Annotated in this window: 17 protein-coding genes; 12 read left to right on the plus strand and 5 right to left on the minus strand. The window is 43.4% G+C overall.

Translation table 11 applies throughout. The features are described 5' to 3' along the window. Positions 1 to 69: 69 nt before the first annotated feature. Positions 70 to 1,866 (plus strand): peptidoglycan D,D-transpeptidase FtsI family protein, encoded by a 1,797-nt coding sequence (locus ACK8P5_RS06950; RefSeq protein ID WP_422660228.1) that lies wholly within the window; start codon positions 70 to 72, stop codon positions 1,864 to 1,866. On the opposite strand, the gene ACK8P5_RS06955 is transcribed toward ACK8P5_RS06950, so the two are convergent. Next, positions 1,821 to 2,984, minus strand: coding sequence for an AI-2E family transporter (locus ACK8P5_RS06955; protein WP_422660229.1), 1,164 nt, complete (start codon positions 2,982 to 2,984; stop codon positions 1,821 to 1,823). The genes ACK8P5_RS06950 and ACK8P5_RS06955 overlap by 46 nt on opposite strands. Positions 2,985 to 3,124: 140 nt before the next feature. On the opposite strand from ACK8P5_RS06955, the gene ACK8P5_RS06960 reads away from it, so the two are divergent. Beyond that, a complete protein-coding gene (locus ACK8P5_RS06960; protein ID WP_422660230.1) occupies positions 3,125 to 4,513 on the plus strand; it encodes a polysaccharide deacetylase family protein in 1,389 nt (462 codons plus the stop codon). A gap of 74 nt (positions 4,514 to 4,587) precedes the next feature. On the opposite strand, the gene ilvD is transcribed toward ACK8P5_RS06960, so the two are convergent. From ilvD to ACK8P5_RS06975, 3 genes are all read right to left on the minus strand, one after another. Next, positions 4,588 to 6,273: a dihydroxy-acid dehydratase gene (gene ilvD / locus ACK8P5_RS06965; protein WP_422660231.1), complete on the minus strand. Its 1,686-nt coding sequence runs from the start codon at positions 6,271 to 6,273 to the stop codon at positions 4,588 to 4,590. Between the two features lie 232 nt (positions 6,274 to 6,505). Continuing rightward, positions 6,506 to 6,754, minus strand: coding sequence for a KGG domain-containing protein (locus tag ACK8P5_RS06970; protein WP_422660232.1), 249 nt, complete (start codon positions 6,752 to 6,754; stop codon positions 6,506 to 6,508). 108 nt (positions 6,755 to 6,862) lie between these two features. After that, the gene (locus ACK8P5_RS06975) at positions 6,863 to 7,903 is read right to left on the minus strand and encodes an acyltransferase family protein (protein ID WP_422660233.1); all 1,041 of its coding nucleotides are present in this window, start codon (positions 7,901 to 7,903) and stop codon (positions 6,863 to 6,865) included. Between the two features lie 292 nt (positions 7,904 to 8,195). On the opposite strand from ACK8P5_RS06975, the gene ACK8P5_RS06980 reads away from it, so the two are divergent. The 3 genes from ACK8P5_RS06980 (at position 8,196) to mgrA (ending at position 10,890) form a co-directional block, all read left to right on the plus strand. After that, complete coding sequence (locus tag ACK8P5_RS06980) at positions 8,196 to 8,963, plus strand: HAD family hydrolase (protein WP_422660234.1); 768 nt, start codon at positions 8,196 to 8,198, stop codon at positions 8,961 to 8,963. A gap of 37 nt (positions 8,964 to 9,000) precedes the next feature. Continuing rightward, positions 9,001 to 9,759, plus strand: coding sequence for an NAD-dependent protein deacylase (locus ACK8P5_RS06985; RefSeq protein WP_422660235.1), 759 nt, complete (start codon positions 9,001 to 9,003; stop codon positions 9,757 to 9,759). A 126-nt stretch (positions 9,760 to 9,885) separates the two neighbouring features. Next, a complete protein-coding gene (mgrA, locus tag ACK8P5_RS06990) occupies positions 9,886 to 10,890 on the plus strand; it encodes an L-glyceraldehyde 3-phosphate reductase (RefSeq protein WP_422660236.1) in 1,005 nt (334 codons plus the stop codon). Between the two features lie 93 nt (positions 10,891 to 10,983). On the opposite strand, the gene ACK8P5_RS06995 is transcribed toward mgrA, so the two are convergent. Beyond that, complete coding sequence (locus tag ACK8P5_RS06995) at positions 10,984 to 11,838, minus strand: helix-turn-helix domain-containing protein (protein ID WP_422660237.1); 855 nt, start codon at positions 11,836 to 11,838, stop codon at positions 10,984 to 10,986. 183 nt (positions 11,839 to 12,021) lie between these two features. Here ACK8P5_RS06995 and ACK8P5_RS07000 point away from each other — a divergent pair, with 183 nt between their 5' ends. The 7 genes from ACK8P5_RS07000 (at position 12,022) to glcT (ending at position 21,337) form a co-directional block, all read left to right on the plus strand. After that, entirely contained in the window at positions 12,022 to 13,200 is a 1,179-nt protein-coding gene (locus tag ACK8P5_RS07000; RefSeq protein WP_422660238.1) for a galactokinase, read from the plus strand. A 1-nt stretch (position 13,201) separates the two neighbouring features. After that, on the plus strand, positions 13,202 to 14,191 hold the full coding sequence (galE, locus tag ACK8P5_RS07005) for a UDP-glucose 4-epimerase GalE (RefSeq protein ID WP_422660239.1): 990 nt from the start codon (positions 13,202 to 13,204) through the stop codon (positions 14,189 to 14,191). Positions 14,192 to 14,204: 13 nt separating this feature from the next. After that, a complete protein-coding gene (locus ACK8P5_RS07010) occupies positions 14,205 to 15,788 on the plus strand; it encodes a UDP-glucose--hexose-1-phosphate uridylyltransferase (protein WP_422660240.1) in 1,584 nt (527 codons plus the stop codon). A 166-nt stretch (positions 15,789 to 15,954) separates the two neighbouring features. Further along, positions 15,955 to 17,118, plus strand: a complete 1,164-nt coding sequence (locus ACK8P5_RS07015) for an iron-containing alcohol dehydrogenase (protein WP_422660241.1) — start codon at positions 15,955 to 15,957, stop codon at positions 17,116 to 17,118. A gap of 1,204 nt (positions 17,119 to 18,322) precedes the next feature. After that, positions 18,323 to 18,856, plus strand: coding sequence for a protease (locus ACK8P5_RS07020; protein ID WP_422660242.1), 534 nt, complete (start codon positions 18,323 to 18,325; stop codon positions 18,854 to 18,856). Between the two features lie 4 nt (positions 18,857 to 18,860). Continuing rightward, complete coding sequence (locus ACK8P5_RS07025; protein ID WP_422660243.1) at positions 18,861 to 20,381, plus strand: flotillin family protein; 1,521 nt, start codon at positions 18,861 to 18,863, stop codon at positions 20,379 to 20,381. A 104-nt stretch (positions 20,382 to 20,485) separates the two neighbouring features. Further along, complete coding sequence (gene glcT, locus ACK8P5_RS07030) at positions 20,486 to 21,337, plus strand: glucose PTS transporter transcription antiterminator GlcT (protein ID WP_422660244.1); 852 nt, start codon at positions 20,486 to 20,488, stop codon at positions 21,335 to 21,337. Positions 21,338 to 21,561: the final 224 nt, after the last annotated feature.

Below are 21,561 nucleotides of genomic sequence, written 5' to 3' on the forward strand. Positions count from 1 at the left end.
GAAGCACACGATTGTGATCATGTTCGAGGGGGAATGATAATAGTTAAAGATTGAAAAGGAGGCATCAACATGCAGGTTAACCAGCAGAGAAAATGGCATAAACGAATATTTATTGGATGGATAATCCTATCTATGTTAATTGCCATATTAGTCTTCCGGTTAGCATGGGTTCAACTGGTGATGAAGAATCAAAAACCTCCTGGAAGCAAACATACCTTACTTGAAAATTCTCTCTTGCAACGTGAACGGGGTCTCGTTTTAGATACAGGACGAGGGCATTTTTTGGACCGTAATGGGATACCTTTGACGGGTAAATTAATCTGGTCTGCGGTTTTATTTCCTTTTGGAAAAGGAAATGAGGTAACACGGAATGATTCTATGTTGAGAGTGGCACATATACTAAAAACAGATCAAGCAGATTTAAAGAAAATTTGGACGGGTTTGAAAGAACCAATGCTATGGCATGACCGAGGAGCATCCATTCCACTTGCACTGGATTCAGAACAGATTAAGGAAATATCTGCATTGAACTTTGCAAGTATTCAGGTGTTACCATACGAACAAAGATACGGCGATCAAGATTCGGGTATGCAGTGGCTCGGCTATATATCGGGACAACGCCAAGAGAATATGTTCTATCGTGAGTATGAGGGGGTAAAAGGAACAAGCGGACTGGAACGGACGCTGGATACTCTTCTTCAAGGAATGGGTCCAACTGTTGTTTATTTCCCTGTAGATGGACGAAATCAAATAAACCAAGAGATGAAGCCAATGGTGAAAGCAGAGAGCAATCCATACTATCCTTTGAAGATTACAACAACGGTGGATTATGAGCTTCAGAAAAGAATTGAGAAACTCACAGAACAAGCTGGCATGAAAGAAGGGGCTGTTGTAGTGCTAGATGCCCATAACAGTGATGTATTGGCTATGGTGTCTCGCCCCTTTTATAACCCAGAGAAGATACATCCACAGGTCGGGGAATGGGAGAATAAAGCGCTGAAGGGGGCAAGCCCTGGATCGATTTTCAAGATTGTAACGGCAGCAGCTGCTTTAGATAATAACTTGTTGTCAAGTAAGGAGACCTTTCACTGTAGCGGTGAGTACGGTAAGTATGGGTTGTCCTGTTGGAAGAAAGGTGGGCATGGCACAATTACTGTACATCAGGGGTTTGCTGATTCTTGTAACATTGTATTCGCAAGTTTAGCTGAACGACTCACTTCAGGACAGATCACTGATACAGCACTAAAACTCGGGCTAGGAAGAACGATTGGATGGCAGGCACAGAATATATTAGGCCTTCCGGTGTTGAAGCCATTTGATCATGAAGAGAGTGGAGCTATTTTCTCCAATAATATGGATCCAGCCGACTCAGGTGCCAGAGTGCAGACAGCCATAGGACAAAGAGATACGGCGGTTACACCGCTTCAGGCAGCGAATTTGATTGTAACACTCCTTCATCACGGTGAGACCATTCGGCCACGAATTATCCGTCAAATATCTTATGCGAACGGACAAAATGTACAGACTTTAGATCCTATGCGTGGGACAACACATGAAGGAGTTATTTCCCGGGAAACCGCTCATACTCTTCTAAACTGGATGGAGGAAGTCGTTCTTAACGGTACAGGACGTGGACTTCAACATACAATATGGAAAGTAGCAGGGAAATCAGGTACTGCTGAGACAATAAAAAAAGGCCACCCCCGAAACAATCAATGGTTCGTGGGATACGGCCCCGTACAAAAACCTCGTTATGCAGTATCAGTATTTGTTGAAAACGTGACTCCTAACAGTAAGCATGACGCCACGAAATTGTTTGGTCAGGTCATGGATTTGTTAGCTTCACTTGAATCTGATGAAGGCTGATCTGCCTTCGGTCCCATCTCGAAAGGAGACACGTCGAACTCTTCTTTTGGAAGCGTTATCCAACGCTGAAGGTAACCTTGTTGGAGTAGTTCTTTCAGCAGGATCATAAGAATCGGTGATAGGATTAGACCTGCCACTCCGAATATGGATAGCGAAATGATCATGAAGGATAACATTAAATAGGCTGAGGAAACACCGATCGATTCCCCTGTTATTTTAGGCTCAAGTAATTGACGGGTTACCATCACGACCGCAAGTAGGAGTATGAGTCCGACTGCAAGGCTCGCATTTCCAATAACAAAGAGATAAATGATCCACGGGATAAAAATAACTGGAACGCCGAGAAGCGGTAGAATATCAAAGGCTGCACTAATAAGTGCTAGTGATAACGCATTTCCTGTTCCAAGAATAAGCAGACCTATGTACACCAGAACAAATGTAATGCTAACCAACTTTAATTGTGCTTTCAAATAAGAGCCGATTGCAGTAAACACATGATTTTTCAAAAAGAGAAAAGCTTCTTTTAAGGTGCGTGGCGTCTTTTCTTTGGCGAACTTACGCCAGCTTCCAATTTCAGAACTAAGGAAAAAGGCAAGAATAATCGCTACACCAAAGTTGGTTATAAAGGTTGTGAAAGAACCCATGAACCCAATAATGTAGTGGAGAAAACTTCCGAGCACTGTCTGCGCAAAATTCGTAATATCTTGGAAATATCCATTTAACCTTGCAGTCATGTCAGGAGGCAGGGCATCCAACTTAGTCTGTAAATAACTAGTTAAAGATGCGAACTGTTCTTGAAGGGTCTCTGTGTAATAGGGGAGATTATCCTGCAATTGCATGAATTGTGACACAATAAGCGCTCCTGCACCGAATAAAACACCTAAAATGATTAACAAAAATAGTAAGACTGCGATAGCTGCAGCGAATGTCTTAGGTAGACCACGACGGTGAAAAAAAAGGGCGATTGGTTCAATAAGAAAGAATACAAGGAAGGATAAAAATACGGGAGCTGCTATCTGATATAACTTGCTGAAGGCATACATAACTAGGTATACCGTCAGCACAATCATTGCGATATCGAAGAATGTTCTCCAATATTTTTTGTACAGGGGAAGCATAGGATTTGATCGGCTCCTTCTATAATTTTATAATTGTTACCATTGTACATGATTTCAGAAAAAAACGCCTATTTCTTTATTTGCTATGATAAAATAATAAATAGTGTATTGCCAAAGAAAAAGAAAAGCGGGGAGTTGGCATGCAGACATTACTGCTTTGGTTATTTTATATTTCATCTTTCTATGCCTTTATTCCTGGGCTTATTACCCGGATTTTTGGTTTTCGAGTGTTTCGCAGAGGAACGGGGAATCATGAATTTGCCCTGACATTTGATGACGGACCTGATCCAGTTTATACTCCTATGCTGCTTGACCTGCTAAAACAATATGAAATGAAGGCAACTTTTTTCTTGGTTGGATCCCATGCAGAGAAATATCCGGATGTGGTGCGAAGAATTTATGCAGAAGGTCATTTGATTGGAATTCATAACTACATTCATAAATCAAATTGGCTGATGCGTCCCAAAACAGTTCGTATGCAATTGAAACGGACGGATGACATTATCTATGAGATGACGGGTGAGCATCCGACTTATTATCGACCACCGTGGGGGATCGTGAATCTTTTTGATTTTGCTAAGAACAGTGGATACCGCATTGTATTATGGTCCTCTATGTTTGGAGATTGGCGCACTAAGACAGGGTCTGACAAGCTCGCGATGCGGATGCTTCGAAAGCTAAAAGCTGGGGAAGTTATGCTCTTACATGATTGTGGAAATACAATGGGTGCAAATCCGGAAGCACCAGCGCAAATGTTAATCGCTTTGGAACAGGTTTTGGAGGAAGCGAAACGAAAGAATCTTAGAAGTATCCGGATCGATGACATGATTAAGCAAGAGAGAAAATCCAAGAATGCACAAGTGTCTATTGTGAAACGGATTGTTGTATCTTTATGGCTCTTATGGGAGAAGGCATTTCATTTGATGTTCCGGCTTGAGACGGTATCTCCGAAAGATCCCATGCTCCATTTCCGTGCTAGAGCTTATCAAGGTAAAGCTGTGATTTTGGAAGATGGCTCACGTCTTGAAAAAGGAGATCAAGTACTAGAACTTCATTTTGATAATAAGAAACTATTCCATATCGGAAGTCGATCCCGATCAGAAATGCAACTTGCCATTCAGATGATACGGGCTGTTCAAAAGGATCTTCCTACACTCGCCAATATGGTTCTGGAACGACCTGAGTATGTGGATGTTAAAGGTTTATATGGAGTTACGATGATTTCTCGTGGTCCAGAGCAATTTGGATTTCAAGTTCAAGATCTGCCATCCGGGTGGTTTGCAAGTTCTACGCGTATTTATCTTAAGGTATTATTAAGTGTTATTCATCCTAAAGGCCAATCCCGATTGAAGCAGGGGAGTCAGTTACTTGAACCTAAGATGCTAATTATGCCAGTTGACGTATTAATTGAACGATACGCGGAGAAGCATAATCGGCATTATCGGGTCACGGAGAGTGATAACGTAGTAGAGGAACATGAGTTAACGGATCTGCCTATATCGAGCGCATCACAAGGATTGTCTTCTTAAACCAAAAAAGAGGAGCCCGGAACGGTCAAACGACCTAGGGCATCCTCTTTTTTTATTTTGATGAAAGAATTATATTAGATCTTCAATACGCCGCCGGAGCTTGCGTTGGTAACGAGCTTGGAGTAACGGGCTAAATAACCTGTTTTCACTTTAGGTTCGAATTCTTTCCATCCCGTACGTCTCTTCGCCATTTCCTCTTCACTTACTTCGAGTTGAATGACACGGTTGTTTAGATCCAGTTCGATAATATCTCCATCTTCAACGAATGCGATAGGACCGCCTTCAGCTGCTTCTGGAGAAATATGACCGATACTGATTCCGCGGGATGCACCTGAGAAGCGACCATCCGTGATTAAGCCTACTTTTGCCCCAAGACCCATTCCAGCGATCTGGGAGGTAGGAGCAAGCATTTCAGGCATTCCTGGTCCACCTTTAGGACCTTCATAACGGATGACAACGACATGGCCTTCTTTAACCTTGCCATTAGCAATGCCTTCCAGCGCTTCTTCTTGGGAGTTAAAGCAGATTGCAGGTCCCTTGTGATAACCGCCAACGGAAGCATCAACTGCTCCGACTTTAATGATGGAGCCTTCAGGTGCCAAGTTGCCGTACAGAACGGCCAGACCTCCACGTTCGGAGTAAGGATTATCAAGCGTATGAATAACATTGGTATCTTGAATTTCACATCCCGCAACATTCTCGGCAAGTGTTTTGCCTGAAACGGTAATGCAGTCTCCAAACAGAGCACCTGGTTTCTTTAGAAGCTCATGAAGTACTGCACTTACGCCACCAGCGTTATGCACATCTTCGATAAAGTAATCGGAGGCAGGAGCGAGTTTGGACAGATAAGGTACACGCTCTGCAACTTCATTAATACGCTCGAGTGGGTAATCAATACCTGCTTCATGAGCAAGAGCCAGCGTATGAAGAACAGTGTTGGTTGATCCGCCCATTGCCATATCGAGTGCAAATGCATTATCAATAGCTTCACGGGTTACGATATCACGTGGCTTAAGATCCATTTCGATGAGGTTCATAAGCTGAGCTGCTGACTGTCTCACGAAATCTCTGCGCTCATCTGCAACAGCAAGAATTGTGCCGTTACCAGGTAAAGCCAGACCTAATGCCTCAGAGAGACAGTTCATGGAGTTAGCTGTAAACATGCCTGAACATGAACCGCAAGTTGGGCAACCGTATTGCTCCAGCTCAAGCAGCTCAGCATCGTTTATTTTACCGACCTGGTGAGCACCTACACCCTCAAACACAGAAGTCAGAGACAATTTACGTCCATTGCTATCAACGCCAGCTTTCATTGGTCCACCGCTAACAACGATGGTTGGGATGTTGACACGTAGAGCACCCATTAGCATACCTGGTGTGATTTTGTCACAGTTCGGAATACATACCATGCCGTCAAACCAGTGAGCTGAAACGACAGTTTCCAGGGAATCTGCGATGATTTCACGACTTGGCAATGAATAGCGCATACCAATATGTCCCATGGCAATACCATCATCTACACCGATGGTGTTAAATTCGAAAGGTACGCCGCCAGCTTCGCGGATCGCTTCCTTAACGATTTTACCGAATTCTTGAAGATGGACGTGGCCTGGAACGATGTCGATATAAGAGTTACATACCGCTATGAATGGCTTGCCGAAGTCTTCTTCCTTTACGCCGGCGGCACGCAGCAAGCTGCGATGCGGTGCCCGATCAAAACCTTTTTTAATCATGTCTGAACGCATTTTTTTTGCTGTCATGATGTCGGTTCCCCCCAGATCTCTTAAAATTAGATTTACTAGCGCTTTATCGCGGTTCACCGGCAAAGTAGCCGGGTATCCGTAATGAACGTTTAGGTTGTATATGAGTCTATCATAAAAAGGTATGTTTTTCTATACGATTTCATGAGTGTAATGAGGAAAAAGGCCTAGCGTAATAACATAAAGAGATCTGATCCTTATCGTAGGAGCAGACCTCTTTATATGAGATAAGTTATTTTTTTCCGCCTTTACGTCCAATTTCTTGATAGAAATCACGGTCATGATTACGGGAAGTCGCTTCTCCGCCTTTTTGACCGATTTCTTGATAAAAATCACGGTTATGATTTTTTGATGTGGCTCTTCCACCTTTTTTACCAATCTCTTGGTAAAATTCACGATTGTGTTTTTTTGCAGTAGCCTCACCACCAAGACGACCGGCCTCTTCTCTAGACATTTTTCCATTCTTACTGTTAGGTGCCATCACAAATCACTCCTTCTCAGTCGCTTTTTGCTGTGCGCATGACTTACTTACCACAGGAAACTTGTAATGAAACAATAAAAACGACTAAAGATTGGTAATTCAGTGGGGTTATCTGACAAAGAAACGACGCATTGGAATTTTTTCTAGTCTTAGAATTCCTTCTACAGATGGTTCAATAATGGGGTGGAAAAGCTTCTTAAAGCTAGGCTTTGCAAGCAAGATTGTGCATAGAATAGCCGCTATAATTAGAAGTGCTGCTCCACTCGTATTTGTGATGGATTCATGCAATCCGCTGTAATCAGCTACACGAATAATGAATCCATGAAGCAAGAATACGTATAATGTACGGCGACCCAGATCCGTAATATGACCCACAGTCATGGGGATCCAGGCGAGAAATGCCACCGATGCAATGAGTTGTAGCGCATATGTGGCAACTCGGAACACGCCAGCATACCAGGCGTCTTGTCCCAGCTGCATATATGTTAAACTACCGTAAAACCAGCCTACATTCAGTTTGTTACCTGAGAGGCTAAATACAAGCAGTAGTAGCAGCGAGAGAAAAGCCGAAATGAGCTTTATAGATGGCTTAAAGCGCTGGCTGAATGTTTCGAAAGAAAAATGATAACCAGCTATAAAAAATGGGAAGAAGACAAATGTTCGGCTAATGCTTAACCAAACACCATCAACAGGCAAATAACCAACGAACACGCCAAGTAAGCCGGCAATGAGAAGTTGCTGTGCTGCTGTTAATTTATTCATTGCCATAAGCAGCATGCGCCAGCATGCGTGGCTGAATAGAAACCATAATAGAAGGTATGGAGCGAAGAAAGAGCGATGAATATCTTCTACATGAAAAACAGTAGCATCCAATATGGAATACAAGCTTTGGAAGATAACATACTGCAAACCGATCTGAAGCAGTACATCACGACCTTGCTTACCAGTCATCGATTTTTTGGCAAAATACCCGGTTACGAGAACGAACAGAGGCATGTGGAATGAAAAAATCCACAGGTATAGCGTGTGAAGACTGTCCATTCGGGTAATTAAGGGTTCTATCGCATTTCCTATAAACACGGTAACGATTAGAATGAAACGTAGGTTGAGAAAGAAGGTTTCTCCCTTCTGTTCTATGGTGTAATTCATGGTTTCCCCCCGTGGCCCTGATTATTGGAACATGGGCCTTTATATAGTTTAGTTCTCTGTTGAGATTGTTAATTTCATCTACAATTTAAAATTACTCTTATTAAAGTTTTAAATAGGTGATTTAAATCACAAAGTCAGGTGTTGTCAACGTTTTCAAATGTGTCGAAGTATCGACTATCCAAGTATTTGTTGAAAAGATAGACCTCTGTTTTAAGACCTCACATATGGAGGAAGAAAAAGGAGACATTTCTATTTAGAAAGAGTATCATCGAATAAAAGGGAGGGATTTTGCTTGCCAATTATTCAGGTGAATGGACGCTCATCCTCGTGCCGGGGGGTATTATTCGATAAGGATGGTACTCTGCTTCATTTTATGGCGCTCTGGGGCGGCTTTGCTGACTATGTTCTGAAGTTCATGGAAGAGCGTCTCGCCCTTATGGGAGCGGGATTTGTAGTACCCCGAGACAAAGTGCTTGGGACAGTCCATGGCACTGACGGGAAGATACTTGATTATGATGTTCAAGGACCGCTTTCTATGGGGAGTGTAGAGGAAACCACAGGAATTTTGGCATGGCATCTTTATGCAGCTGGTATGCCTTGGAATGAAGCAATCGTACAAGTCAATCAAATTACGAAAAATGCGATGTATCATATAAGGCAGGATAAACCGGCCCTTCCGATGCCGGGCTTGGAACCGTTTTTACAACATTGCAAGAAAGCTTCTATCGAAATGGCTGTTGTCACTTCAGACCATACCGAAGCTGCATTGGAACATTTAGAATGGATGGGAATAGGGCAGTACTTCTCGGTGGTTATAGGCCGTGATCAGGTAGAGAACAGCAAACCGCATCCTGAAATGGTGGAGCTGGCTTGCAGAAAGCTTGGACTAGGGCAACATGAAACTGTCGTGATCGGAGATAGTAACGGTGACATGCAGATGGCTAAGCAAGCAGGCACAGCAATGGCGATTGGAATCTACCCTGGAGAGCAAGGTGGAGAGCATCTAATAGATGCCGATGTTGTGATCTCTGATTATAATGATATTAGTGTAATCCTATAGATTTGTTATTTTATGGTGCTGTACGGAGGTGCGTAGAGTGGAGAATAAGGAAAGAATCGAAAGATTAGCTACTTGGATTGAAGCGAGTGATTATATCGTTTTTTTTGGCGGAGCAGGTACATCGACTGAGAGTGGTATACCAGACTTCAGGTCTGCTGCAGGGCTCTATCAGACGGAGCAGCATTCTCCGTATCCTCCGGAGGAACTGCTTAGCCATACGTTTTTTATGGAACATCCCGAAGTGTTTTATGATTTTTATCGCAGTAAAATGCTGCATCCTCATGCCAAGCCGAATGGTTGTCATAGCCTGTTAGCAAAACTTGAGCAGGAAGGAAAGCTTAAGACAGTCATCACACAAAATATAGATGGCCTGCATCAGACAGCAGGGAGTACAAATGTTCTTGAGCTGCATGGCTCTATCCATCGTAATTATTGCATGGACTGTTCAAGGTTTTATTCTCTGCAAGAGATTATGCAAATCAAGGAGACGGTTCCTCGTTGTCCAGATTGCAGTGGCATCATTAAACCGGATGTCGTCTTATATGAAGAAGAGCTAGATCAGCAAATTCTGATGCGTTCAGTGCAGGAAATATCAACAGCCGACCTATTAATTATTGGAGGGACGTCGTTGACGGTGCATCCAGCGGCAGAGCTCGTGAATTATTTTCATGGCAGTAAAATAGCACTCTTAAATGCAGATCCTACACCGTATGATCATCGCGCAGGCCTGCTTATCGCAGATCGTATTGGAAAGGTCATGTCTGAGGCTGCGGCCCTGCTTCACCGAGATATTTAATTCTAGGGAACAACAGCCGTACAGATCAACGATGTAATCGTTTTCTTGTCAACAGCCATTTTAACAAGCTAAGATATAATAAGGCATCATATAATTCATGCAATTTCAGAGAGGCAGGGATCGCAAGTGACATATGTAGCAAGCGAAAGCCGCTATGAGGGAATGAAATATAATCGCTGTGGGCGATCAGGCTTGAAGCTACCGGCTATATCCCTTGGATTATGGCATAATTTTGGTGGTGTAGATGCTTATGAGAACGGACGTAACATGATTACGCGTGCATTCGATCTCGGGATCACTCATTTTGACTTAGCTAATAATTACGGACCACCAGCAGGATCGGCTGAAGAGACATTTGGGAGAATATTATCGAGAGATATGAAGCCATACCGGGATGAGCTCGTTATTTCTTCCAAAGCAGGGTACTATATGTGGCCTGGACCTTATGGAGATTGGGGTTCACGCAAGTATATGATTTCCAGTCTGGATCAGAGCTTGAAACGCATGGGACTTGATTATGTCGATATTTTTTATTCACACCGTATGGATCCGGATACTCCTTTGGAAGAGACGATGATGGCACTTGATCATATTGTTCGTTCAGGTAAGGCGCTCTACGTGGGGATATCCAACTACTCACCAGAGAAGACACAAGAAGCCGTTACGATTCTTAAGAGTTTAGGAACACCGTTATTAATTCATCAACCAAGCTATTCCATGCTGAATCGCTCCGTGGAGAATAGTCTGCTTGATATCCTTGAAGAGAACGGTGTAGGTAGTATTGCATTTACTCCCCTAGCTCAAGGAATGTTAACGAATAAATATTTGAACGGTGTTCCGAACGATTCCCGGGCCGCTAGTTCTTCTGTGTTCTTGAATGAGAATAATATTACCCCAGAGGTGCTTCGTAAAATCCGCGCATTAAACCAGATGGCTGCTGCGCGTGGCCAAAGTCTGGCGCAGTTTGCTCTGGCATGGGCGCTCCGCGGTGGACGGATTACCTCAGCTCTTATCGGAGCGAGTAAAGTTAGCCAGATTGAGGATAACGTTGCTGCATTGAATAATCTCGAATTCTCGAAGGAAGAGCTTGACCGAATTGAGACTATTCTAAAAACAGAAAATGAGGGATAACAGCAAAGCCACACCATGATACAAATACAGAAATACACAGCCCGCTTTCCTACATGAGAAAAGCGGGCTGTCTTTGTTATTTGCTAACAAGGTTTATAAGCCAGTGATGTCTTTGCGGTAACTAGATGGCGATTGGCCACAGAAACGCTTGAACTGCCTTGAGAAATAGAGGGGATCGGTTAATCCGACCGACGCAGACACTTGCTCAACAGAGAGCTCAGGCCGTTCGCGAAGAAGTCGCTTTGCCTGATCAATTCTTAGCTTAAGAAGGTATGTCACAGGAGAAATACCCGTTTCTTTTTTGAATATGCGGGACAGATATGCTCGATTATAACCAAGGCTTGTACACATCTGCTCGATCGAGACAGGATGCGCATACTGAGAAGTCATATAGTTGATCATTTGCTTCACTGTCCGCTGGACCTGAGGCTCTACGACCTCTAGCTGAAGCGGGCGACTCGTATGGTTCATGATTTCAGCCCAGATAAGATGAAGATATCCAATAGCGGCTGTATGAGAGCTCTCCTCTTTTGTGTGAAATCGTTCCTGTATTTGTTGTATATACGTTGGTACTTGACTCATTTCGGAAGAGTGTAGAACAGGGAAGTCTGGAAGAAAGCCCGCAGACTCCACTAAATCATGACTTGCATCTCCAGTGAATGCGACCCACCGATATTTCCATGGATCCAATGGATTGGATACATAGCTGACTAGTTGTCCTGGATGGATGAGAAAGCAGTCTCCAGGCCCAAGATTAAACACGTCGCTTTCCGTACGAAAGGTTCCCTGTCCAGCTTCAACGGCATGTAGTAAATAGTAGTCATATATTTTCGGCCCTAATGCATGATCTGGCTTCGTCTGGCTTTCACCGGCGAACAGTACCTTTAGTGCACTGGAGTTAGGATGAACCGGGCTTGAAGCTACAGCGTAGCTTTCCTTTTTAGTCATGGTGTAACCTGCCTTTTTCACGGGAGAATTGTACATGGAAGTACATTGATATTATAAATAGTTTACAACTTAAGGTCACATTTATCCATATGTAACACACAAGACTGCATTACCCTCTTTTGATGAATCTTTTATACTATGGATAACAGAACTACCATATGCATAGGATGGAGTGATTAACGGATGAATACACAGCAGCTAATAAAGAAGTTCGTCGAAAAATATGGTGAGAGTAACAATGTATACCGGGTGTTTAACGCACCAGGACGTGTAAATCTGATTGGAGAGCATTTGGATTATAATGGTGGATATGTTCTTCCAGCAGCACTTGAATTCGGTACAACGCTTATTATTAGACAACGTGATGATCAGCAAATATCCTTTGCCTCAACGAATATTCCATATGAAGTTGTTGGTTCAATTCAAGATGAGTTAGGAAGTAAAAGTGATCAATGGACCGATTATCCAGTAGGGGTGATCAAAGAGTTAGAAAAGATAGGTGTACAGCTCAGTAAGGGCTATGATCTTCTCTATCATGGCGATATCCCGAATGGAGCCGGACTTTCCTCTTCTGCTTCCATTGAAGTTGTTACCGCTTATGCGCTTTTGTCCATGGAAGGTAAAGAGACAGATACGGTTGAAATTGCGAAGTTGTCACAGAAAGCTGAAAATCTGTTTGTCGGCGTCAATTCCGGTATTATGGATCAGTTTGCGGTAGCTAACGGGCGTAAGGACCACGCTATTTTGCTGATGTGCGATACGCTGGAGTACGAGCTTGTTCCTTTTGAGACGGGCGCTTATAAAATTGTGATTGCCAATACGAACAAACGTCGAGGTCTTATCGATTCTAAATATAATGAACGTCGTAGTGAGTGTGATCAGGCTCTTGAAATTTTGCAAAAAGAAATTCCTGCTCTTCAGTATTTGGCGCAGCTGAAGCCAGATCAATTCGAAACACTGCAAGATAGCATTCTTGATGAGACGGTAAGACGCCGCGCGAAGCACGTTGTGGAGGAGAATCAACGCGTGCTTGATTCGGTAGAAGCGCTGAAAAAAGGTGATCTCGATTCCTTCGGTCAGTATATGAATCAATCCCATGATTCCTTACGTTATTTATATGAAGTAACCGGTGATGAACTAGATGCGATGGTCGAAGAATTCCAGAGAGAGTCAGGTACCTTGGGTGTGCGTATGACGGGAGCTGGATTTGGTGGATGTACTGTAGCGCTGGTCCATGAGGATAAGGTTGATAGCGTGATTGAGCAAGTTGCACACAATTACGAGTCAAGAACCGGACTGAAACCAGATTTCTATGTGTGCGGTGTTGGTCAGGGTGTACATGAAATAGAGGAGGCGTTGTAAAATGGCGATACTTGTAACGGGTGGTGCTGGGTATATTGGTTCCCATACAGTTGCGGAGCTGCTTGACCGCGGCGAGGAAGTTGTTGTGATTGATAGTCTGGAGACAGGACATCGTGAAGCGCTGCTTGGTGGAAAGCTTTATGAAGGAGATCTTCGAGATAAGGCATTATTGAAGAAGTTATTCGCTGAAAATGAAATCGATGCTGTTATTCACTTCGCTGCCAACTCCCTTGTAGGGGAAAGTATGAAGAATCCAGTTAAATACTACGACAACAATGTTTACGGTACGCTTTGCTTGCTGGAAGCGATGAATGATGCTGGTGTGAAAAAAATCGTGTTCTCTTCAACAGCGGCAACGTATGGTGAACCGGAGAAAGTGCCGATTGACGAGAAGGATCGCACACACCCAACAAATGTGTATGGCGAGACCAAGCTGATGATGGAAAGAATGATGTCTTGGTTTGATCAGGTGCTCGGCATCAAGTACGTATCATTAAGATATTTCAATGCTGCGGGCTCCCATGCAGGTGGCAAAATCGGTGAGGATCACCGTCCGGAGACACACCTAATTCCTCTCGTGCTTCAGACGGCGCTGAAACAACGTGCTCATATTTCAGTATTCGGTGACGACTATCCGACGCCAGATGGTACTTGTATCCGTGATTATATTCATGTAAGCGATCTGGCTGATGCGCATTTAAGAGCTGTTGATTACCTGCGCCGTGGTGAAGATAGCAATGTGTTTAACTTAGGTAATGGTAAAGGCTTCTCTGTTAAAGAAGTTATAGAAACTTCTAAGCAAGTGACAGGGGTGGAAATTCCGGTTGTTATGGAAGCCCGTCGTGCTGGAGATCCGGCTATTTTGGTTGCATCATCTGATAAAGCTAGAAGTGTACTAGGTTGGAATCCTTCCCGTAACAAACTTGAAGATATTATCGAAAACGCATGGAGATGGCATAATAGTTGCCCGAACGGATATGGCGACAACTAGAGGGGGACTGGGAATGGAGAATCTGACAACGAGAAAACCCGAAGTCAGCGAAGTGTTGCATGCGGTTGAACGTCTAGTCTTGTTTGCTCTTAGGAAGGAATTAATTCAGGAAGCAGATTATGATTATAGTCGTAATCTACTCCTGGAGGATTTCGGATTCAGTGAACCATATGCTGGTCAGGTAAATGATGAGCCAGTTGATAGCCCTCAATCATTTCTAGATGTACTGATTGATTACGGTCATTCGATCGGTTTGATCCCTGAAAATACAGATACGTATCGAGATCTGCTTGATGCAAAAATAATGGGTCGCTTAATGGCTCGCCCGTCTGAAGTTGTCCGTGCTTTCCGGAATACGGAACAGGTACAAGGGATTGAGGCTGCAACTAGCGAGTTTTATAAGCTGTGTATCGACTCCAACTACATTCGTATGGACCGGGTATCCAAGAATGAATACTGGAAACATACAAGCGCGTATGGTGATATTGAAATCACGATTAATCTTTCGAAGCCAGAAAAGAGCCCGAAAGAGATCGCGATGGCGAAGCTACTTCCTCCTCCTATATATCCGAAGTGTCAGTTATGTCGGGAGAATGTTGGTTATGCGGGACGGGTTAATCACCCTGCTCGGCAAAATTTAAGAGTATTACCACTAAAATTAAACGATGAAAAGTGGTTGTTTCAATATTCTCCATATGTGTATTATAACGAGCATTGTATCGTACTCCATCATGACCATGTGCCTATGAAATTAACAAAAGATACACTGGCTCGATTACTTGGATTTGTTGATGCTTATCCGCATTATTTCCTCGGTTCGAATGCAGATCTGCCGATTGTTGGCGGGTCCATTCTGACACATGATCATTTTCAGGGGGGTAGACATACCTTCCCGATTCAAATGGCACCAAAAGTTGCTGGATTTAGACATGAGGATTATCCGGATGTGTCTGTAAGCATTGTGAAGTGGCCGATGTCGGTCATTCGCTTATCCTCACAGGATCGAAGTGTGCTCTTGGAATGTGCTAATGATATTTATGAGGCGTGGAAAGGTTATAGCGACCCTTACGTAGATATCGAGGCTCAGAGCGAGATTGAAGGACAGAGAATTCGTCATAATACCGTTACTCCTATTGCACGTCGAAATGTTGAAGGCGGTTATGAAATGGATCTGGTACTTCGTAATAATCGGACGAATGAACAGTATCCGGAAGGGATTTTTCATCCTCATCGTGAAATGCATCATATTAAGAAAGAAAATATCGGCTTGATCGAAGTGATGGGGTTAGCTATACTACCGGGAAGACTAAAGGTGGAGCTGGATCAAATCGCGGATATTTTAGCAGGAGATAGCAAATTGTATGAAGCGGCTCACGCGAAGGATCATGCTCTAGGCGTTCATCTTGAGTGGATTAATCAATTGAAGGATCGCACGAAAGATGGCATTTCAAAAGATCAAGCAGTAGAGCTGATCCGCGCTGAAGTTGGCGGTATTTTCACTACGATTCTTGAACAGGCTGGTGTCTATAAGCATACAGAAGAAGGAATGCAGGCTTTTAGACGCTTCCTTGCTAGCATGGGATATTCAGCAGAGTAAGCGTAATTTCCTGCGTTTCATGGAGTTTTATGAAGTGGCGAGTAATTCATTATCAGTCGTGGTTTCCTATGTGGGAATTGCGGCTGTTTTGTTTTGAGGCAGGTAGAATAGTATAATTAGATAGTTATATCACAAATAGATGACATTAATGGAGGTTGGAAAACGTATGGGACCTTTTGAATTTTATAATCCGACCAAATTAATTTTTGGTAAAGGCAAGCTGAGCTCATTGAAGACGGAAGTACCTAACTATGGACAAAAGGTGCTTCTAGTGTATGGCGGGGGAAGCATTAAACGCAGTGGACTTTATGAACAGGTCATGTCTTTATTAGATGAAATCGGTGTAGAAGTAATCGAACTAAGTGGTGTTGAACCGAATCCACGTCTGTCTACAGTTCATAAGGGTGTAGAGCTGTGCCGTGAACATAATATTGATTTAATTCTTGCTGTTGGTGGAGGAAGTGTTCTTGATTGCTCCAAGGCAATTGCTGTAGGCGCGAAGTATGAAGGAGATATGTGGGACTTTGTAGAACGAAAAGCCGTTCCGCAAGCTGCTCTGCCGCTCGGTACAGTGTTGACGATGGCTGCTACGGGATCAGAGATGAATGGTGGATCGGTTATTACGAATGAGATGACCAAGGAAAAACTGGGATGGGGTAGCATACTGGCAAACCCGGCATTCTCAATTCTTGATCCAACGCATACTTTTTCTTTGCCAAAAGATCAGACGGTTTATGGCATGGTCGATATTATGTCACATGTATTGGAGCACTATTTCCATCTGGATACGAATACACCGATTCAAGATGGCTTTTGTGAGACGATTCTACGCTCTGTTATAGAAACCGCACCAAAGCTTATCGAGGACTTAGAAAATTTCGAACTTCGTGAGACGATTATGTACTGTGGTACAATGGCGCTCAATGGAATGATTAATATGGGGCTCCGTGGAGACTGGGCAACCCATAATATAGAACATGCGGTATCCGCAGTCTACGATATCCCGCATGGCGGCGGGCTTGCTATTCTGTTCCCGAATTGGATGAAACACAATATAGATGTCGATGTAGCTCGCTTTAAGCGCTTGGCTATAAACGTATTCGGCATTGACCCAGCTGGTAAGTCAGATAAGGAGATCGGACTTGAGGGAATCCAAGCTTTACGCGATTTCTGGACGTCTATCGGAGCTCCTAGCACACTTGGTGATTATAATATTGATGGTAGCAATATTGAATTAATGGTGGATAAGACAATGCGCTTCGGCCCATTCGGGAATTTCCGTAAACTGCAGCGTGAAGATGTAATAAGTATTTATAAAATGTCTCTCTAGTGTGAAAAGAAACAAAAGAGGCTGTCCCAAAATTAGATTTTTCTACTTAGGGATAGCTTCTTCATCTAATTTATACAAAAAGGTCCGAAGGCTGACTCTATAGGAGTTTCTACCTTGGACTTTTTTGATTTATTGTCGCCCACTTTAACAGATTGTGGGCAAGCGAAAGCTATCCGACCTCTAGGCTTACTTTGGACAAGCATCTCCCGGTTCCCCTGGGCTTTCGTGTATCAGCTCTTTAACGAACAGAATCTACAGTCTTCACTTCGGTAGTGTCGGCTCTTGATTTCATAGCCACTTTCCGTGCATTGTTTGCTCTCATTGCGAAACCTTAAGATCTTTCCGCCTGAACAACACCATGTATCACTTGCTTCGTCATACGTTCAGTTGGCGATTCGATTATATAGCCTCTTTCCACTTCTTTGATTTCTCTTTGTGATATTTTACTTCACCATGGCCCGAATCTGATTGTCTTCCAAATAACTGTAGTTTTCTTCGCCACCATATCGCATCCGCAATGACAGTGCCCGGGAGTTTCCGTAGTGTAGATTTCACCTACTCTAAATGCGGCTTCCAGACAGCGAGTATCCGTAGGTCGCTGACGAAGCTTGTACCCATCGATTTGTACGTTGTATCCCGGCCTCCACCGGGATAGCAGCGGCAAAAATCTGGTCGTCCAGACGATTAGCAGCAATGTTGACGAGTCGGGAAAGATGGTTTTCGGGGATGTCTTCCTCTAAATTCATTGAAGGTAAGTTGATCCATGAAATATTGAATGTACAAATGAAACCACTCCTTTATAGATGGTGGCTTAGTCGCTTCTATTCTACCAAAGGGCGTTTTTTTTGCGTTGTCAGTTTTTGAATGGATATGCACGAAGCAGCGGAGAGAACGAAACGATTCCGGACCAGCGGCAGCGATCGCCTTTGCCCCCAAATTTCTTCCTTGCTAAAATAATTTCCAAAAATTTGGGGGCAACAGCAAGGGGAGGAACGTTTCGTACGCGGAGCATCTCACAACAACAAACGAGGCCATCCCGTAAGACCTAAATTTTTTGGGACAGCCTCTTTTGTCATGGTTTCGGCCAATCTATGATATATATTAGAGATATTCATGTAAACTAGGTAAATATTTGAAACCGATTCGAACTTTGATACGTATTAATTGTTATATACAGTAAGGGATTCTGAAGGAGGCAGTCAACATGGAGGCACTGTTTTGGGGATGTCTGGTTGGAGGTGTTTTGTTTGCCATTGTGACAGTACTGCTAGGGGATGTACTTTCTGGTGCGCTGGATGGAGTGCTTGATTTCCTATCCGTCGATTTTTTAAAACCGGTTGTACTGGCTACTGCAGTCACTGTATTCGGAGGCACGGGCATTATGCTCGAGAAATACACGGATTTGTCCTCAGTGCCACAGATCGTTCTTTCTGTTCTTATCGCCATTTTGATATCCATTGCTGTGTTTTTTGGTTATGTGCGGCCGATGGAGAATAGTGAGAATTCTACCGGCTTCTCGATTCGAGAAATGGCCGGACGGATTGGTGAAGTGACAGTACCGGTACCTGCACAAGGCTTTGGTGAAGTTATGGTAAAGGTAGGAGCTGGGAACACATTACATATTGCCTCCAGTTTTGACAAAAAGCCGGTTGCTGCTGGAGTCCGGGTCGTCATTGTGGACATAGCAGAGGGTGTTCTTAGAGTATCCGAGCTGGAAGAACGAAAGGGAGATGATTGAGAGCATGCCAGAATTTTTAGTTGTTCCGTCGATTGTAGTAGGGGTTATTATTGTATTGGGGTTAGCTTTCTGGGCTCGCTATAAGACGGTTAGTCCAGATGAAGCTATGATTGTTACTGGGTCTTTTCTTGGAAGCAAGCATATTTCTGATGATGAAACGGGCCGTAAGATCAAAATTGTTCGTGGTGGCGGTGCATTTATTTTACCTGTATTCCAACAATCTGAATTTGTCTCGCTCTTGTCACACAAGCTTGATGTAATGACTCCAGAAGTTTACACGGAACAGGGTGTTCCGGTTATGGCGGATGGGGTTGCGATCATTAAAGTGGGAAGTTCTATTGAAGATGTTGCAACAGCAGCTGAACAATTCATGGGTAAGCCAATTGAAGCTCTTAAGGGCGAAGCACAAGAAGTGCTTGAAGGTCACCTTCGTGCTATCTTAGGTTCCATGACAGTGGAAGAAGTCTATAGAAATCGGGATAAATTTGCTCAGGAAGTTCAAGGGGTGGCTGCACGTGATTTGAAGAAAATGGGTCTTCAGATCGTTTCCTTCACCATTAAAGATGTGCGTGATAAGCACGGTTATCTGGAAGCGCTTGGTAAGCCGAGAATTGCTACCGTTAAGCGTGATGCAGAAATAGCAGAAGCGGAAGCGGTGCGTGATGCTCGTATTCAAAAGGCACGTGCAGAAGAAGAAGGGCAGAAAGCAGAGTTATTACGTGATACGAACATTGCAGAGGCAGCCAAAGAGAAGGAACTGAAGGTTGCGTCCTTTAAGAAAGATCAGGATACTGCGAAAGCGGAAGCGGATCAAGCCTATCATATTCAAGAGGCTCGTGCTAAACAGACAATGGTTGAAGAGCAAATGAAGGTAGAACTCGTTCGGAAAGAGCGTGAGATTGATCTTCAAGATAAAGAAATCATGGTCCGCCAGAAACAATATGATGCTGAAGTGAAGAAAAAGGCCGATGCAGATCGTTATGCAGTGGAACAGGCAGCAGAAGCGGATAAAGCTCGTAAAATGCGTGAAGCTGATGCCATTCAGTATTCCATCGAAACACAGGCCAAGGCATCCGCCGAACAAAAGCGACTTGATGGTTTAGCAGAGGCAGACGCAGAACGCGCTAAAGGTACAGCAGAGGCAGAAGTTATCCGTCTGCGTGGTTTAGCCGAAGCGGAAGCGAAAGAGAAGCTGGCAGAAGCATTTAAGAATTATGGAGAGGCAGCAATTCTCGATGTTATTGTTAATATGCTTCCAGAGCTTGCAGGTAAAATTGCTGAGCCGATTTCGTCCATTGATAAGTTGACGGTGGTCGATACGGGTAAAGGTGAAGGTGCCGCACGGGTAAGTAATTATGTAACAGAGCTGATGGCTACTGCTCCTGAAATGCTAAAAAGCGTATCAGGAATTGATGTTGAACAGTTGATTCAGAATTTTACGAAGCGTCCTGCCACACCGGTACAAAAGCCGGCTGTGATCGAACCAGAAGTAGTCACTCAGAAGACGAATATAGATACCGTATAATCGAAATCAGGCCGCCCTATTTTCATGGGCGGCCTTTCCTTTTGCTGAAATGTAACTTATCTGTTAAGATTGCGGGTATAGTGTGATCAAAAGAGGTGCGTGATGTGAGCAGCCTACAAGTGGCTAAAGTTTTAAATAACAATGTAATTATTGCTAAGCATCCAGAACATGAAGAGGTTGTTGTCATTGGCAAAGGGATTGGATTCAATCGTAAAACGAAAGATGTAATCCCTCTCTCAGCAGTGGAAAAAATGTTTATTTTGACCAAGCCTGAGGAACAAGAGCAGTACAAGCAGCTCGTTCCACAGATTGATGAACCATTGATAGAAGCGATGAATGATATTATTCTTCATGCTTCCAAGTCAGGTAGTGGACCGCTAAATGAACATATTCACATTGCTTTGACTGATCATATTGCCTTTGCGATTAAACGTATTGCTCAAGGTCTAGTTATTCATAATCCTTTTTTATATGAGACAAGGGAATTATACCCTGAAGAGTTTAAAATGGCAGAGTATGCTGTAAACACGATCAAGAACCGATTGCATGTAGATCTTGGAGAGGACGAAGTTGGATTTATCGCACTTCACTTTCACGGTGCATTGACGAATCAGCATATTTCAGAAGTAAGGAAATATTCCGAGCTTGTGTCTGACCTAGTTCAAATGGTTGAAGATAAAATGGAATATAATATCCCGAGGGATTCATTGGATTATTACAGATTAATAACACATCTTCGGTTTGCACTCGAAAGAGTACGTCGTGGTGAACCCGTCGAAGAAACAGATTCACTTGATGATCTGCTTAAGCGAGAGTATCCAGAAATGTATGCGCTGGCTTGGAAGCTTACCAAGATGATGGAGCATCGTTTAAAAAAACCGATTTATGCTGCAGAAGCGGGGTATCTGACGATTCATTTACAACGACTTGCACAAAAGAAAGAGCAAAATGAATAGTAGATGAAGATTCAAAAAACATATTCCAAGTGCTTGAAAACCGAAATCATGGGTGCTATAATACGGTTCAGTAATGAAGTTAAACTACAAATCAACGTGTAACTGATTCGATCAGGCATGAGTGTATAACAGGACATTTTTGGTTGTTTCTAAGCTTTTATGGGTAATCTAATCCATGAAGATTTAGAAATGGACCGAGATCCTGGTGTATACTCATGCCTTTT

Source organism: Paenibacillus sp. EC2-1 (assembly GCF_049311625.1).
Lineage (GTDB): Bacteria > Bacillota > Bacilli > Paenibacillales > Paenibacillaceae > Paenibacillus_AQ.